The sequence below is a fragment of the Sphingomonas sp. QA11 genome (genome assembly GCF_028473665.1).
GTDB classification, from domain to species: Bacteria; Pseudomonadota; Alphaproteobacteria; order Sphingomonadales; family Sphingomonadaceae; genus Sphingomonas; species Sphingomonas phytovorans.
Genome location: NZ_CP098774.1, coordinates 5,001,413 through 5,016,989 on the forward strand (window position 1 = coordinate 5,001,413; position 15,577 = coordinate 5,016,989).

General features: G+C 66.7%; 12 protein-coding genes. 8 read left to right on the forward strand and 4 right to left on the reverse strand.

Going from position 1 to position 15,577, the window contains the following annotated elements; genetic code table 11:
- The first annotated feature begins 27 nt into the window (after positions 1-27).
- Genes tkt through NDN01_RS23195 form a run of 4 tightly spaced genes read left to right on the forward strand, consistent with a single transcriptional unit; the run spans position 28 to position 5,083 of the window.
- On the forward strand, positions 28-2,112 hold the full coding sequence (gene tkt / locus NDN01_RS23180) for a transketolase (RefSeq protein ID WP_272624488.1): 2,085 nt from the start codon (positions 28-30) through the stop codon (positions 2,110-2,112).
- 2 nt (positions 2,113-2,114) lie between these two features.
- Positions 2,115-3,242, forward strand: coding sequence for a transaldolase (gene tal / locus NDN01_RS23185; protein WP_272624490.1), 1,128 nt, complete (start codon positions 2,115-2,117; stop codon positions 3,240-3,242).
- 35 nt (positions 3,243-3,277) lie between these two features.
- Complete coding sequence (gnd, locus tag NDN01_RS23190; RefSeq protein ID WP_272624492.1) at positions 3,278-4,261, forward strand: phosphogluconate dehydrogenase (NAD(+)-dependent, decarboxylating); 984 nt, start codon at positions 3,278-3,280, stop codon at positions 4,259-4,261.
- Positions 4,262-5,083, forward strand: coding sequence for a Cof-type HAD-IIB family hydrolase (locus NDN01_RS23195; RefSeq protein ID WP_272624494.1), 822 nt, complete (start codon positions 4,262-4,264; stop codon positions 5,081-5,083).
- 1 nt (position 5,084) lies between these two features.
- Here the strand turns inward: NDN01_RS23195 and NDN01_RS23200 are convergent, their stop codons facing one another.
- Positions 5,085-6,050: a bile acid:sodium symporter family protein gene (locus NDN01_RS23200; RefSeq protein WP_272624495.1), complete on the reverse strand. Its 966-nt coding sequence runs from the start codon at positions 6,048-6,050 to the stop codon at positions 5,085-5,087.
- Positions 6,051-6,199: 149 nt separating this feature from the next.
- On the opposite strand from NDN01_RS23200, the gene NDN01_RS23205 reads away from it, so the two are divergent.
- Both NDN01_RS23205 and guaD read left to right on the forward strand, forming a co-directional pair.
- On the forward strand, positions 6,200-7,780 hold the full coding sequence (locus NDN01_RS23205; RefSeq protein ID WP_272624496.1) for a gamma-glutamyltransferase family protein: 1,581 nt from the start codon (positions 6,200-6,202) through the stop codon (positions 7,778-7,780).
- Complete coding sequence (gene guaD, locus NDN01_RS23210; protein WP_272624498.1) at positions 7,777-9,063, forward strand: guanine deaminase; 1,287 nt, start codon at positions 7,777-7,779, stop codon at positions 9,061-9,063. Before NDN01_RS23205 ends, guaD begins: the two co-directional genes overlap by 4 nt.
- 14 nt (positions 9,064-9,077) lie before the next feature.
- On the opposite strand, the gene NDN01_RS23215 is transcribed toward guaD, so the two are convergent.
- On the reverse strand, positions 9,078-10,148 hold the full coding sequence (locus NDN01_RS23215; protein ID WP_272624500.1) for a LysR family transcriptional regulator: 1,071 nt from the start codon (positions 10,146-10,148) through the stop codon (positions 9,078-9,080).
- A 42-nt stretch (positions 10,149-10,190) separates the two neighbouring features.
- On the opposite strand from NDN01_RS23215, the gene NDN01_RS23220 reads away from it, so the two are divergent.
- Together NDN01_RS23220 and NDN01_RS23225 are read left to right on the forward strand one after the other, a co-directional pair.
- Complete coding sequence (locus tag NDN01_RS23220) at positions 10,191-11,420, forward strand: GNAT family N-acetyltransferase (RefSeq protein WP_272624503.1); 1,230 nt, start codon at positions 10,191-10,193, stop codon at positions 11,418-11,420.
- Positions 11,421-11,734: 314 nt separating this feature from the next.
- A complete protein-coding gene (locus NDN01_RS23225) occupies positions 11,735-13,435 on the forward strand; it encodes a serine hydrolase domain-containing protein (protein ID WP_272624505.1) in 1,701 nt (566 codons plus the stop codon).
- 49 nt (positions 13,436-13,484) lie between these two features.
- Here the strand turns inward: NDN01_RS23225 and NDN01_RS23230 are convergent, their stop codons facing one another.
- Complete coding sequence (locus NDN01_RS23230; protein WP_272624507.1) at positions 13,485-14,438, reverse strand: hypothetical protein; 954 nt, start codon at positions 14,436-14,438, stop codon at positions 13,485-13,487.
- Positions 14,439-14,501: 63 nt separating this feature from the next.
- Entirely contained in the window at positions 14,502-15,575 is a 1,074-nt protein-coding gene (locus tag NDN01_RS23235) for an ornithine cyclodeaminase family protein (RefSeq protein ID WP_336298325.1), read from the reverse strand.
- Positions 15,576-15,577 lie beyond the last annotated feature (2 nt).

A 15,577-nucleotide genomic window follows, 5' to 3' on the forward strand; every position in this document is an offset into this window, starting at 1 on the left:
CTGTCCGATAGAAAGCGAGTTTTTCCCATGTCCGATGCCGCCACGGCCAGCGTACCCGTCAAGGGCCTTCACGAGGACGGCTCGCCCGAGCGCCTGGCGATCGACACGATCCGCACGCTCTCCATGGATGCGGTGCAGAAGGCGAATTCGGGCCATCCCGGCACGCCGATGGCGCTCGCACCGGTCGGCCACACGCTCTGGTCGCAATTCCTGCGTACCGATCCGGACAAGCCCGACTGGCCCAATCGCGACCGTTTCGTGCTGTCCGTCGGCCACGCCTCGATGCTGCTCTATTCGCTGCTGCACCTGGCCGGCGTGAAGGAGATCGACCGCGACGGAAAGCCGACCGGCAATCTCGCGGTCAGCCTGAACGACATCGAGAATTTCCGCCAGCTCGGCTCCAAGACGCCGGGCCATCCCGAATATCGCCACACGACGGGCGTCGAGACGACGACCGGCCCGCTCGGTGCCGGCTGCGGCAATTCGGTCGGCATGGCGATCGCCGAGCGCTGGCTCGCCGCGCGCTACAACAAACCCGGCTTCGACCTGTTCGACCATGACGTCTATACGCTGTGCGGCGATGGCGACATGATGGAGGGCGTCTCGGCCGAGGCAGCCTCGCTTGCCGGCCACCTCAAGCTCTCCAACCTCTGCTGGATCTACGACAGCAACCATATCAGCATCGAGGGCGACACGAATCTCGCGTTCGACGAGGATGTCGGCATGCGCTTCCAGGCCTATGGCTGGAACGTCATCCATGTCGACGACGCCAATGATTGCGGCGCGCTGGCCGATGCCTTCGCCGCGTTCAAGGCGACGACCGATCGCCCCACCTTCATCGTCGTCCATTCGATCATCGGCTGGGGCAGCCCCCGCGCCGGCAGCGAGAAGGCGCATGGCGAGCCGCTCGGCGCGGAGAATATCAAGGCGACCAAGCTTGCCTATGGCTGGCCCGAGGACGCCCAGTTCCTGGTGCCGGACGGCGTGGCCGAAACGTTCGAAAAGTCGATCGCCGATCGCGGCCGGCCGCTGCGCGAGGCATGGGAGGCGATGTTCGCCGAGTATCGCAAGGACAATGGCGACCTCGCGGCTGAACTCGACCTGCTGCTCAAGGGCGACCTGCCCGAGGGCTGGGACGCCGATGTTCCCGTCTTCGAGGCGGACGAGAAGGGCATCGCCTCGCGCGATGCGGGCGGGAAGGTGCTCAACGCCATCGCCAACCGCGTGCCGTTCCTGATCGGCGGGTCGGCCGATCTCGCGCCCTCGACCAAGACCGACGTGAAGGGCAAGGCATCGTTCGAGGCCGACAATTATGGCGGCTCCAACTTCCATTTCGGCGTGCGCGAGCACGGTATGGGCGCGGTGGTCAACGGCATGGCGCTGTCGCACCTGCGGTCCTACGGCTCGACCTTCATGGTCTTCGCCGACTATATGCGCCCGCCGATCCGTCTCGCCGCGATCATGGAACTGCCGGCGATCTTCGTCTTCACGCATGATTCGATCGGCGTGGGCGAGGACGGCCCGACCCACCAGCCGATCGAGCATCTGGCGACCTTGCGGGCGATCCCCGGGCTCGACACGATCCGTCCCGGCGATGCGAACGAGACCGCCTGGGCCTGGCGCGCCGCGCTTGAGGACAAGAATCGTCCCACGAGCCTTGTCCTGTCGCGCCAGGCACTTCCGACACTCGACCGTAGCAAATATGCACCGGCCGAAGGGCTGATGAAGGGCGCCTATGTCCTGGCGGGCGACGAGAATCCGGAGCTGATCCTGATCGCCACCGGCAGCGAGGTCTCGCTCGCGGTCAAGGCGCATGAGGCACTGACGGCGCAGGGCGTGCGCTCGCGCGTGGTCTCGATGCCGAGCTGGTATCGCTACGAGCTGCAGGACGCCGCGTACAAGGAAAGCGTGCTGCCCAGGGGCGTCACGGCGCGCGTCGCGATCGAGATGGGCGGCGAGATCGGCTGGGATCGTTATGTCGGGCTTGAGGGCCGGACGGTGACCATGTCGACCTTCGGTGCCTCGGCCCCGATCGCGAAGCTGCAGGATAAATTCGGGTTCACCGTCGACAATGTCGTCAAGGTCGCCCGCGAAGTGCTCGGAAAGGATTGATCATGGGTCGTCTCAACGATCTCGCCGCTTTGGGCCAGGCTGTCTGGCTCGATTTCGTCGACCGCAAGTTCCTCGCCGAAGGGGGCCTTCAGAAGCTGGTCGACGAGGACGGGCTGACCGGCGTCACCTCCAACCCGTCGATCTTCGAAAAGGCGATGGGTCATGGCACCGCCTATGATTCGGCGCTGGCCGAGTTCGACCGCGCGCACCCCGGCGCGCCGGCGATGGAGCGTTACGAGCATCTCGCCATCCAGGACATCCAGGCCGCCGCCGATACGCTGCGCCCGGTCTATGACCGGCTCGGCGGCAAGGACGGCTATGTCAGCCTCGAGGTCTCGCCCTATCTCGCCAACGACACCGACGGCACCATCGCCGAGGCGAAGAAGCTGTGGGCGGCGGTCGACCGGCCCGACCTGATGATCAAGATCCCCGGCACGCCAGCCGGCGTTCCCGCCATCGCCGCGACCATCGCGGCCGGGATCAACGTCAACGTCACGCTGCTCTTCTCGATCGAGGCCTATAAGGCAGTCGCCCTGGCCTATGTCGAGGGGCTCGAGCAGCGCGCCGCGAAGGGCGAGGCGGTCGACAGGATCGCCAGCGTCGCCAGCTTCTTCGTCAGCCGGATAGATACGAAGATCGACGACGCGATCGACGCGCGGGTCAAGGACGGCGACGCAGAAGCCGACGCGCTCAAGGCAGTGCGCGGCAAGGTCGCCATCGCCAACGCGAAACTGGCCTATGCCTGGTATGAGGAATTCATCGCCTCGGATCGCTGGCAGGCGCTCGCCGCGAAGGGCGCGATGCCGCAGCGGCTGCTCTGGGCATCGACCGGCACCAAGAACCCCGACTATCCCGACACGCTCTATCTCGACACGCTGATCGGGCCCGACACGGTGAACACCGTGCCGCCCAAGACGCTCGATGCGTTCCGCGACCATGGCACCGCCGCTGAGACGCTGACCCGCGATGTCGACGGCGCGCGCCATACGCTCGCCGAGGCGGAACGGCTTGGCCTCGACCTGACCGGCGTGACGGATATTCTTGTCGAGGAAGGGGTCCATAGCTTCGCTCAGGCGTTCGATACCCTGCTGGGCGCGATCGCCGCGAAGCACCCCGAAACGGCGAACTGAACGACGACGACTCTCACCCCCATCCGGAGACTGCCATGCGTATCGGACTGATTGGCCTTGGCCGGATGGGCGGCAATATCGCCCGGCGCCTGATGCGCGCCGGGCATGAAACGGTCGCCTATGACCGCGATCCCAAGGCAATCGCGGAACTGGTCGCTGACGGCGCGGTCGGGGCTGACTCGCTTGAGGATATGCACGCCAGGCTCGCCAGCCCGGCGATCTTCTGGGTGATGCTCCCCGCCGGCGCGCCGACCGAAGATACCATCTCGACGATCGCCGGCTTCGCGAAGCCGGGCGACATCGTCATCGATGGCGGCAACAGTTTCTACAAGGACGACATTCGCCGGGCGAAGGCACTGGCCGAAAAGCAGATCCGCTATGTCGATGTCGGCACCTCGGGCGGCGTCTGGGGGCTTGAGCGGGGCTATTGCATGATGGTCGGCGGGGAGAAGGAAGCAGTCGACCTGCTCGACCCGATTCTCGCCGCGCTTGCGCCGGGCCTCGGCACCATCCCGCGCACGCCCAATCGCGGCGACAAGAGCGAGGACCCGCGCGCGGAGCAGGGCTATATCCATGCAGGCCCTCCCGGCTCGGGCCATTTCGTGAAGATGGTGCACAACGGCATCGAGTATGGCCTGATGCAGGCCTATGCCGAGGGCTTCGATATCCTCGCCGGCAAGTCGTCGGACAAGCTGCCCGAGGACGAGCGTTTCGACCTGAACCTGACTGACATCGCCGAGGTATGGCGGCGCGGCAGCGTGATCTCGTCCTGGCTGCTCGACCTGTCGGCGTCGGCCCTGGCGGATGACCAGCAGCTCGCCAAATATTCGGGCAAGGTCGCCGATTCGGGCGAGGGCCATTGGACGATCGAGGCGGCGATGGAGGAGGCGGTGCCGGTCAACGTGCTCTCCGCCGCCCTGTTCGCGCGCTATCGCAGCCGGGTCGACCATACGTTCGGGGACAAGCTGCTGTCGGCGATGCGCTTCGGTTTTGGCGGCCATGTCGAGATGCCTCAGTAAATGGGCAATGGCACGAAGGAGGCGATCGGGCTCGTCGTCTCCGATCTCGACGGCACGCTGGTCGACAAGAAGAAGCAGCTTACGCCGGGTACCATCGCGGCAGTGGGCCGGCTGCGCGAGGCCGGGATCGGCTTCACCATCATCAGCGCCCGGCCGCGATCGGGCATGATGCCGATCGCCGATGCGCTGGCGATCGACGATGTCATGGGCGCGTTCAACGGCGGGACGATCTTCCGCCGCGACGGGACAGTGGTCGAGCAGCACCGGATCGATCCGGCGGTGGTGCGCGGCGTGTTCGAGCTGGTCGGCGATGCCGCGGTCGACACCTGGGTGTTCGCCGACGACCTCTGGTACGCCAGCACCGACCAGGGGCATCATGTCGATTCCGAACGCGTCTCCTCCAACCAGGCGCCGGTGATCGTGTCCGACTTCACGGCGCTCTACGACCGTGCCGACAAGCTTACCTTCGTCAGCGACGATCCGGCGTTGCTCGGTGCGCTGACCGGGCGCGCTGCCGCCGCGTTCGGGGCACGGGCGACGGTGGTGCAGTCGCAGACCTATTATCTCGACGTGACCGCGCTTGCCGCCAACAAGGGCGACGGCGTCGCGTTGCTGGCGGAGGCGATGGGCACGCCGCTGGCACGGACCGCCGTGATCGGCGATCAGGGAAACGACGTGGCGATGTTCGTGCGGGCAGGCCTGTCGATCGCGATGGGGCAGGGGCCGGCCGAGGTGCGGGCAAAGGCCGATTTCACCACCGGCGCGAACGACGCTGATGGTGTCGCGCAGGCAATCGACGGGATCATCCTGCCCCGCGTCTGATTCAATCGACCGGGTCGTCCGCGTAATGGCGAGCGATGATGGCACAGGCGAAGAGCTGGAGCTGATGGAACAGCATCAGCGGCAGGATGACCAGGCCGACCTGCGCCGGCGGGAACAGCACGCCCGCCATCGGCACGCCGGAGACGAGGCTTTTCTTCGATCCGCAGAACAGCAGCACGATCGCGTCCTCGCGGCTGAGGCCCATCAGCCTGCCCAGGCCCCAGGTCGCGAGCAGCACCAGCGCCAGCAGCACCGTGCAGGCAGCGAGGATCAGCGCCAGTTCTTCCGCCGACAGCCGGTGCCAGATGCCGTCGACCACCGCCGCGCCGAACGCGGTATAGACGACCAGCAGGATCGATCCGCGATCGACCAGCGTCAGCAGCTTCTTCTGGCGCGCGACGAAGCCGCCGATCCATGGCCGCAGCAGATGGCCGGCGACGAACGGCAGCAGGAGCTGGACGACGATCGATTCGACCGAGGCGAGCGATACGCCCGCGCTGCCGCCCGATCTGATCAGGATCGCGGCCAGCGCCGGGGTCAGTACGATGCCGATCAGGTTGGAGAAGGATGCGCTGCATACCGCCGCCGCGACATTGCCCCGCGCGATCGCGGTGAAGGCGATCGAGGACTGGACGGTCGACGGCAACAGGGTCAGGAACAGCATGCCCATCGCGACGGGCGGCGCGAGGAAGGGCAGCGCCGCGACGCCGAGCCCAAGCACCGGGAACAGGATATAGGTGACGGCGAACACGGCGAGATGGAGGCGCCAGTTGTTCATGCCGGCGACGATCGCCTCGCGCGACAGCTTTGCCCCGTGGAGGAAAAACAGCAGGACGATCGCGATGTCGGCCGCGATGTCGAACAACGGCACCGCCGGTCCACGGGGCGGCAGCAGCGAGGCAAGCACCACCGTGCCGATCAGGGTCAGGATGAACGGCTCGAAGAGGACGAGGAAGCGCTTGAGCATGCCGCCACTTCGCGCGATCGGTTGCGCGCCGCAATGGCTTAAGCCGCCTGAAACCAATCTTGGCGCTCATTCTGCCCGGCTGGCAGTAGCGTGGCGGCGCGGAGCCGTTCATGATGCGGCGATGAAGTGCTTCAGAATACGGGCTTCCCATGCAGCATGAAGTGAGGAGCCTGCGCGGCATGGTCACCGCGCCGCATCATCTGGCGGCGCAGGCCGGGCTTGGGGTGCTGCAGGACGGGGGCAATGCAATCGAAGCGACGGTCGCGGTCGCTGCGTGCCTCGCGGTGGTCTATCCGCACATGACCGGGATCGGCGGCGACGGCTTCTGGCTGATCGCCGAGCCTGACGGGCGGACTCATGCGATCGACGCGTGCGGCGCGGCGGCGGCGACCGCCAGCCTCGCGCTCTACCGGGGGCACAAGGTAATCCCCTGGCGCGGACCGCTCGCGGCGAACACCGTGGCGGGCACGATCTCCGGCTGGGCGGCGGCGCTTCAGTCGAGCGGCGGCACGCTGCCGCTGGGGCGGTTGCTGCGCGACGCCATCCACCATGCCGAATCCGGCGTCGCGGTGACGCGGGGCTGGGCGGAACTCGCAACGCTGAGGCGGCGCGAGTTGCTCGACCAGCCCGGCGCCTGGGCGGAGACCTTCGAGCCCGCCGGGCGGCCGCTGGTCGAGGGCGAGGTGCTGCGCCAGCCCCGGCTGGCAGCGACGCTGGCGCTGCTCGCGCGCGATGGATTGCAGAGCTTCTACGAAGGCGCGCTTGCCCGCTCGATCGCCGCCGATCTCGCCCGGCTCGGCAGCCCGCTCAGCACGATCGACTTCGCGGCCCACCGCGCGACCCGGCCGGTGCCGCTCAGCGTCGGCATCGAGGGCACGCGCCTGTTCAACACCGCGCCGCCGACCCAGGGCCTCGCCTCGCTGCTGATCCTCGCCCTGTTCGACCGGGTCCATGCCCCCGAGGCCGAAGGGTTCGACTATGTCCATGGCCTGGTCGAGGCGACCAAGCAGGCGTTCCTGTTCCGCGACCGGCATGTCGGCGATCCCGACGATATGACCTTCGACCCGCAAGCCCTGCTCGACGATCCGCGCGAGCTTGACGAGATGGCGATGCGGATCGACCTCGATCGGGCGCTGCCCTGGCCGCAGCCTGCCTCGGCGGGCGACACCTGCTGGTTCGGCGCGGCCGATGCCGAGGGGCGTGTGGTGAGTTCGATCCAGAGTAGCTATTTCGAATTCGGCTCGGGCCTTGTCCTGCCCCAGACCGGCATCATTTGGCAGAACCGGGGCAGCAGCTTCCGCCTCGCCGAGGATGGCTGGAACGCGCTCCGGCCGGGACGCAAGCCTTTCCACACGCTCAACCCGGCGCTGGCCCGCTTCGATGACGGGCGCGTGATGGCCTATGGCACGATGGGCGGCGAGGGGCAGCCCCAGACCCAGGCAGCGATCTTCACCCGTTATGCCCGGTACGGCATCGGCCTGCAGGAGGCGATCAGCCGCCCGCGCTGGCTGCTCGGGCGGACCTGGGGCGAAAACAGCACCACACTGAAGATCGAGGATCGTTTCGCGCTCGATCTCTATGAGGATCTCCGCGCGGCCGGGCATCAGGTCGAGCTGATGCCGGCCTTCACCGCGACCATGGGCCATGCCGGTGCGATCGTTCGCCATGCCGACGGCTTGCTCGAAGGTGCTACCGATCCGCGCAGTGACGGCCAGGTGGCTGCGTGGTGACCGGACCGCACGCCTTCCGCGCCGAACTGCTGAGCGTCCCCGAGGACCCGGCACAGGGTGGCACGGTCCGCCACCATGCCGACGGGCTGATGGTGGTCGAACAGGGTGTGGTCGTCGCCTTTGGCGACCATGCCGACCTCGCCCCGCGTTTTCCGGGCGTGGCCGTCGAGCGCCTCCCGGGACTGGTGGTCCCCGGCTTCGTCGACACGCATATCCATTATCCGCAGACCGACCGGATCGCGGCCTATGGCGGGCAGTTGCTCGAATGGCTCGAACGGCACATCTTTCCGGCGGAGGCGGCCTTTGCGGATCGCGGCCATGCCGACGCGGTGGCGGGTTTCTTCCTCGACGAGCTCCTGAGGAACGGCACCACCAGCGCACTGGTCTTCGCCACCGTCCACGCCATATCGGTCGACGCTCTGTTCGAAGCGGCGCTGGTGCGGAACATGCGGATCGTGTCGGGCAAGGTGCTGATGGATCTCGGGCCGGAGTCGCTGCGCGATTCGGTCGAGAGCGGCCGCACCGAAAGCGAGGCGCTGATCGCACGGTGGCGCGGGCGCGGACGGCTCGGTTACGCGGTGACCCCGCGCTTCGCGCTCACCTCGTCGGATGAACAGCTTGCCGGCGCGGGCGATCTGGTCGCCGCGCATCCGGACGTGCTGATGCACACCCATCTCGCGGAGAATATGGGCGAGATCGCCGCGGTTGCCGATCGCTTCCCGACGGCGCTCGACTATCTCGACGTCTATGACCGCTTCGGCCTGGTTGGCCCGCGATCGGTCTTCGCGCACTGCGTTCACATGGAGGATCGAGCCCTGGCGCGGATGGGTTTGGCAGGGTCGAGCATCGCCTTCTGCCCGACCAGCAACCTGTTCCTCGGCTCGGGCCTGTTCGACCTGGCTCGCGCCGATGCGCACGGCGTGACGGTCGGCATCGGCACTGATGTCGGCGCCGGCACCAGCTTCTCGCTGCTCGCGACGCTGGGCGAGGCGTACAAGGTCGGGCAGATGCGCGGGACCGGCCTCGATCCTTTCCGTGCGCTCCATCTCGCGACGGCTGGTGGCGCGCGGGCGCTCGGGCTCGGCGGCCGGATCGGCGGCTTGTTGCCGGGGCAGGAGGCCGATTTCGTCCTGCTCGATCCCGCTGCCACGCCCCTGCTGGCGCGGCGCACCGCCGGGGCGGATCTTAGGGAGAAACTGTTCGCGCTGCAGATATTGGGCGACGACCGGGCGATCGCCCGCACCTATGTCGCCGGGCACTGCGCCTGGAGGCGGCCCGCCTGACTATTGGCCCCTGACTATTTTCTCGGGTCGAGCAATCCCTCGAACAGCCGCACGACCTTGCCGGTCCGGTTCTTCTCGAAATCGCGCGGATGGACGAACTGGTCGGCGAACCAGGGATAAAGCGCCGGGTCGAACGCCGCCTTCAGCCAGTCGACCGTCGTGCGCACCGCCGGCGAGTGCCGCGCCTCGGCATGGAAATAATACCACAGGTCGAACCTGAGCGGCAGCGGCACGTCGAGCGGGATGACGTGTTTCGACACCGCCCGGGCATAGGTCGGCAAGGCGGCGATGCCGGCGCCGTTCACCACCGCCCAATAGACCGACAGCGCCGAATTCGACCGGATCGGCATGAAGCCGTCCGGCCAGTCCGAGCCCACGAGGAATTTGACCAGGCTTGAATTATAGCCGGGCCCGCTCTGCTCGATGAACTTGTGCTCGCGGAACTGGTCGAGCGACGTCATCGCCCCGTGTTTACGGATATAGGCCTCGGAAGCGAACAGCATGTAGTGGACCGTCGCCAACTTGGCCCGGACCACGTCGCGATGGTGAGGCTCACTGAAGGCGACGCCGACATCGACCAAGTCGCTACGGTCGCGCGCCGAATCATAGTCGAGCTGAAGCGATATCGTCAGGTTCGACAGCGACGGCGACAGGTCGTTGAGGCGCGGCGTCAGCCACAAGCTGCCCAGCCCCTCGGTGCAGCCGATGGTCAGCTCGCCGGGATTGATCAGGACATTCGCCTCGCCGTCGCCATCCGCTTCGGCCGACAGGGCTGCGCCGGCCATCTCGCGCGCGGCGCGCGCCATCATCAGCCCTATATCGGTAGGGACGACCCCGCTTCTCGACCGCCCGAGCAGCTTGGTGCCGATGCGATCCTCGAGCCGCTCGATCCGGCGACGCAGCGTATTGAGGGACAGGCGTGAACTGTCAGCGGCGGCGCGAAAACTATGATGTTCGGTGACGAGAAGCAGCGCGCGAAGATCGTCCCAATCCAGATCCCGAACGAGCGTGCGCACATGGGTGGCGTTCCACCGGGGAACACCATGGTCTGGATTTTGGATCGCGGCCGGATGCTTGCTCGCCATTACACTCCTGTCGGGGCTTAACCTAACAGTCGGAGCGAGAAAATGCGAGCGGAGCTACAAACACCACATCGCGACAGCTTTGGCCGCCTGCGCTTCTCCGAAAAGGTCGAGCATACGCTGGCGCGCGCCAGCAGTCCGCCCGTTTCGCGGATTGCGACAGACGCGGAAATCGTCTCGGTTCTGGACGAGGCTTCGCGCCTCTTCCCGGTCGCGAGCCTGTCGGCCGTGCAGCGCATGCGCGAACGGAATGCCGGCGTCGTCCGGATGATCGAAGGTCTTGGGGCCCGGAACGACTCGGCCATGCTGGCGTATCTGCCACTGTCGGCTGAAGGTGCGAAGCTGCTGATCGAGGGCCGCTTCGACGGCAAAAACCCAAAGGCGGAATGGATCGTCGCTGAGGATGAGATCCCGACGGCGATCTATATCTGGATGGCATGGACGCCGGGAACGCTCGCACGGTCGCTGCCAGCGATGGCGCAGATCTTCTCGTCGCTGACGCCGGACGGTTGCCCGCTCTTCTCGCGCGCATCGACCGAGCATTCGATGCGGATCCACACCACGATGGGCTTCCAGCAGGCTGCGCAGATCTATCCCGGCGCGCCCGAATGGCTGCTGGTCGTCCTGCCCGAAGGCGAGATGGTGCCCGTGCGCAAGGAAATGACGGTCCGCCCGCCCGCCCCCAAGATCGAGGTGCGCCCGGTGCGCTCGTTCGAGGACATGGCGATGATCTTCGCCGTGCGATCTTCGACCTATATCAGCGAGCAGTTCTGCCTCTATTCGGAGGAGTTCGACGGCAATGATTTCTGCGCGACTCACCTGATCGGCTTCATCGACGGCGACCCGGCCGGCTGCATCCGGATGCGCTATTTCGGGGATTTCGTGAAGGTCGAGCGCCTTGCGGTACGGCGCGAATATCGCCGCAGTCGGCTGGCGTTCAAGCTGGTGCGGGAGGCGCTGGCGCTGGCCCGGGTGAAGGGCTTCAAGCGGTTCTACGGCCATGCCCGGCTCGATCTGGTGCCGTTCTGGGCGATGTTCGGCTTCCGGGAGATGGCCGAGCGCCCCTTGTTCAAATTCGCCGATGTCGAATATCGCGAGATGGAGCTCGACGGCGAGGCGAGCGAGAATCCGATCGGCATCGGCGACGATCCGATGGTGACGATCCGGCCGGAGGGTGCCTGGAACGTGCCCGGCCCGCTCGAACTGTCCAACCTGCGGCCAAGCCGGGCTGCCTTTTTCAGCGACATGAAGACGGTCAGCCGGGCGGCCCACTAGGTCGGATCGACGTCCCCGTCATCGATACGATTGCAGTGAAGAGGAGGTTCGCGCAGAGGGCGCAGAGAATGCGGGGTTCATCGCAAACCAGCCGAGCCGCTGGTCGAACCCTCTCGGCGTCCTCAGGGTCCCTGCGCGAAATCATCCTGTGCTGCCGACGGGCCGGTCCTGAATGTGGATCGGCCTGGCGGGCATAGCCGACCCGGGCGGGTACTGTCCGGTCGTTCACCGTTGAGAGACGCCGTTCACCGACGCGATCTTGGCGGCCGGGCGGAACTCGGCTTTGGAGGGCGCCTCATCCTTTTGGGGGCTCCATGTATCCGATCATCCGCGTTACCATTACGACACTGCCCTGGCTTCTTGTCGGGCTTGCGTCACCGGCCTTTCCCCAGGCACGAATCCCGGCAACCGCGCAATCCGCGATCGATCTCGATGCCGCCTTCCGGGCAATCGCGCCGGAAGGGCCGGGATGCGCGGCGGGCGTGTCGGTCGCTGGCGTTTCCAGCTCGATCAAGGGCTATGGCCAGGCCGATCTGGAGCATCGCGACCCGATCACCGCTGAGAGCATTTTCGAAACCGGTTCGCTGGCCAAGCAGTTCACCGCTGCCGCGATGCTGCTCCTGGTACAGGATGGCAGGCTGGCGCTGGACGACGATATCAGGCGCTATCTGCCCGAAATGCCTGATTATGGGACGCCGATCACGATCAGGCACCTGCTCAATCACACCAGCGGCCTGCGCGAGCAATGGAGCCTGCTCGCTTTGACGGGCAATCCTCCCGGAACCCAGGTACACAACCAGGCGACGATCCTCGATCTCGCCTCGCGCCAGAAGGGCCTGAACTTCAGGCCGGGCGCCGAATTCCTCTATACCAACACCAACTATGCCCTCGCCGCGATCATCGTCGAACGGGTCAGCGGCAAGAGCCTGCAGCAGTTCACCGACCAGCGCCTGTTCCGGCCGCTGGGCATGGACAGGACCCGGTGGCGGGAGGATTTCCGCACGGTCGTTCCCGGGCGCGCGACTGCCTATGCGCCGGCCGGCGAGGGTTTCATCGCCAACATGCCTTTCACTAACGTCTATGGAAATGGTGGTCTGCTCACCACGATCGGCGATCTGCTGCGCTGGAATGCGTTCCTGGACAAACCGTCGGCCTTGCCTGGCGGACAGGGCCTTGTCGCGGCCCTGCAAACCCCGGGGAGCCTGAGTGACGGCACGACACTCGACTATGCCCTAGGCCTCGAAATCAACCATGCGCACGGGCAGCGGCTGGTGTCGCACAGCGGTTCGACGGGAGGATACAAGGCGTGGCTGGGTCGCTATCCCGACCAGCGGATCTCAGTCGCGATCCTGTGCAACAATGGCGGCATCGATCCGGTCGCCGTCGGGGAAAAGCTCGCTGAGCAGGCCCTGCGCGCGACGGGGAATTCAAGGGACGTTGCCGTCGCGACGGCACCGTCGCCGGTCTCCGCTGTGCCGGCGGCATCTTCTTCTCCCGATCTGACACCGTATCGGGGCCTGTTCCGGAACCCGGTCACGGGCGAACTGGTCCAGACCGAGGTGGCGAAGGGTCGGCTGATGCTGAGGCAAGGGGCAACCGATGCGCTCGTGGCGCTTGGCGGCGGGCGTTTCCGGCGCACCGATGGCACTGTCCTGTCGTTCGTCCGGTCCGGTCCCGGGCCGGTCGAACTGATCGCCGGCACAGGCTCGGGGACTCAACGCTTCGTCGCGGTGCCGCCCGCGCAAAGCGGCGGCGCAGCGCTCGCCGAGTTCGTCGGAGACTATTACAGCGCCGAACTCGACACCCGGATCGCCGTGGTCAGGCAGGGCGACACGCTGGTGATGCGCCAGCGCTTCGGGATCGAATGGCCATTGTCGCCGAGCTTCGCCGACGGTTTCACCACTCGCCTGCGAGGCACCACCACCCTGGTCTTCGGCAGGGCGGCCGATGGACGGGTCAATGGTTTCGGCGCCTGGGCGAACGGCGCGCGCAACATATCGTTCGTGAAACAGTGATTCGCCGGCCCTGGCAGAGACGGGGGAGAGGCATGGTCTCGGCATGCCCCTATCCCGGCGGGCGACTCCGTTGCTGATGGCTTGCCGCAAATCGGATGGGGGAATCCGGATTCGCTGTATCGTTTCCACATTTTATCTCGAACTCCCCGAAGCCGACGGTCAGCCCGCTGGTTCCGACGGTGGGGCAGTTCACCGATGCGGGGGTGATGATCCAGGGTGAATAGATGGCCTGGACCTTCTCGCTGACGTTCGGGCCGACGATGGCTGCCTCATGCGGATCGGCTGGTTCGAACCGCCAGAGTATCTCGCGGGAGATGAGCGGGTTGGGCACCATGACGGTCATCAGGTCGCGGCCGACCGTTGCCGTCTCGGCCGCCCGCTGTCGGATGGTGTCCATCGCGGCCAGCCGAAGGGCCTCGATGTCGCGACGGCCGGTCGCTTCCGCATGGTCCGCGACGGCCCTGGCGGTCCGCGCGACCGGCCAGCCATCGCCGACCTGCGCAAAAAGGGTTCCTTGTTGACGGGTACGGGGCGGGCGCATCCAGCCGTTGATCGTGGGGGCGCCGCCTTTCCAGTCGATGTCGATGCAAAAGGGAATGCTGCGCCGCCGCCTGATCCGATATCCCGCGACCTGTAGCGTCAGCCCGTATTTTCCCAGGTTCCGGGGAAGGCCGGCCAGCGCGTTCCTCAGTCTCCAGATGATGGTGCGCAGCTTCACCCGGCCAAGGCCGCGTCCGCCAAAGGCGAATGTGCCGAGCGGCGGCGCATCGGCCGGCTGCGGGGCCAGGGTGTTCGCGATCCATTGGTCCGTCGGCTGCTTCCCGATGAACGCAATGCCGGTAAAGCCGATCGTGCCGACGGCGTCGGCCGCCAGAAAGATGATGGTCTTGTTCTCCAGCGGGCTGTGGACGACTGGCGAAACCCCCGAACCGGCCAGGGTTACCCTGCGATCACTGGCATGGACTGAGGCGTGCGGCGTGCTGATCGATAGAATCAACGTCATTGTCCGGAATCGCGCCCTTCGCAGTCGGTACGATAGCGGGTCGGTCGACTCGAATGCGTGCCCCTAGGCTCCATATAGTGCCCAGACGCTCGCCAGATCCTGCACCACATGCCCCAGGGACTTGTACGCCGTGATCTCCTCCGCCGATCGTCGCCCCTCGACCCGCCCGGCCAGCACCTCGCCGATTTCGGCGACGATATGCTCGTCGCCGATCAGGCCGGCCGCCTTCGCCTTCAGGAACTCCGCCCCCTGCGCCAGCACGCCTTCGCGGCTGTCGACGATGAAGCGGGATCGCACGACCAGGTCATGGTCGACCTCGACTGGCCCGGCATAGCTCGAGCCGACCAGGTTGAGGTGAGTGCCCGGCCGCACCCAGGCGCCATGCAGGATCGGCTCGATCGCGCCGGAGACGGTGCAGACGATATCGGCTTCGGCCACCGCCGCGCGCACCTCGTCAACCGCCGAAATTTCGATCCCCGTCTCCGTGGCCATCGACTGCGCGACATCCGCCGCCCGGCCCGCAGACCGGCCCCATACCAGCACGCGCTCGATCGGGCGCACCGTGGCGATCGCGCGGATATGAGTCGCCGCCTGTTCGCCGGTGCCCAGAATGGCGAGCGTCCGCGCGTCGGCACGGGCCAGCGCGTCGGTCGCCACCGCGCTCGCCGCCGCCGTGCGGATCGCGGTGACCTCGCCGGCATGTGCGATGCACACCGGCTCGCCCGAGTCCGGATCGAAGATGACGATCACGCCCTGGTGCGACTGGCGGCCCTTCGCCGCATTGCCCGCGAACACGCTGATCAGCTTGGCGCCGAACGGCCCGTCCCCGGCCAGCGCGCCGGGCATGATGCCGAACAGCCGCCCTTCGGCCAGCGGGATGATCGATCGCAGCAATTGTCGCGTCTCGCCGGTCGAGAAGGCGATCATCGCCTCGCGTACGATCGGGATGCAGACGGGATAGGTGAGGCGTTCGCGCACTTCCGCGCGGTCGATCAGGCGCATGCTTGGTGTTCCGGTGTCTTCGATGATGTCCGCATCCTGTCCGGCGGCGGTGCCGCGGGCAACCGGAGGCTGCGCCGTATCCGGGGCGATCGATGGAGCGAGGCGGCGCATGCCACCCGAATACGCGGCCTTCATCG

Coding starts and splice junctions, on each gene's coding strand:
- NDN01_RS23205 (WP_272624496.1), top strand. CDS start 6,200: ATGCAGCATGAAGTGAGGAGCCTGCGCGGCATGGTCACCGCGCCGCAT.
- NDN01_RS23195 (WP_272624494.1), top strand. CDS start 4,262: ATGGGCAATGGCACGAAGGAGGCGATCGGGCTCGTCGTCTCCGATCTC.
- NDN01_RS23220 (WP_272624503.1), top strand. CDS start 10,191: ATGCGAGCGGAGCTACAAACACCACATCGCGACAGCTTTGGCCGCCTG.
- tal (WP_272624490.1), top strand. CDS start 2,115: ATGGGTCGTCTCAACGATCTCGCCGCTTTGGGCCAGGCTGTCTGGCTC.
- NDN01_RS23235 (WP_336298325.1), bottom strand. CDS start 15,575: ATGAAGGCCGCGTATTCGGGTGGCATGCGCCGCCTCGCTCCATCGATC.
- NDN01_RS23225 (WP_272624505.1), top strand. CDS start 11,735: ATGTATCCGATCATCCGCGTTACCATTACGACACTGCCCTGGCTTCTT.
- NDN01_RS23230 (WP_272624507.1), bottom strand. CDS start 14,438: ATGACGTTGATTCTATCGATCAGCACGCCGCACGCCTCAGTCCATGCC.
- tkt (WP_272624488.1), top strand. CDS start 28: ATGTCCGATGCCGCCACGGCCAGCGTACCCGTCAAGGGCCTTCACGAG.
- NDN01_RS23215 (WP_272624500.1), bottom strand. CDS start 10,148: ATGGCGAGCAAGCATCCGGCCGCGATCCAAAATCCAGACCATGGTGTT.
- gnd (WP_272624492.1), top strand. CDS start 3,278: ATGCGTATCGGACTGATTGGCCTTGGCCGGATGGGCGGCAATATCGCC.
- NDN01_RS23200 (WP_272624495.1), bottom strand. CDS start 6,050: ATGCTCAAGCGCTTCCTCGTCCTCTTCGAGCCGTTCATCCTGACCCTG.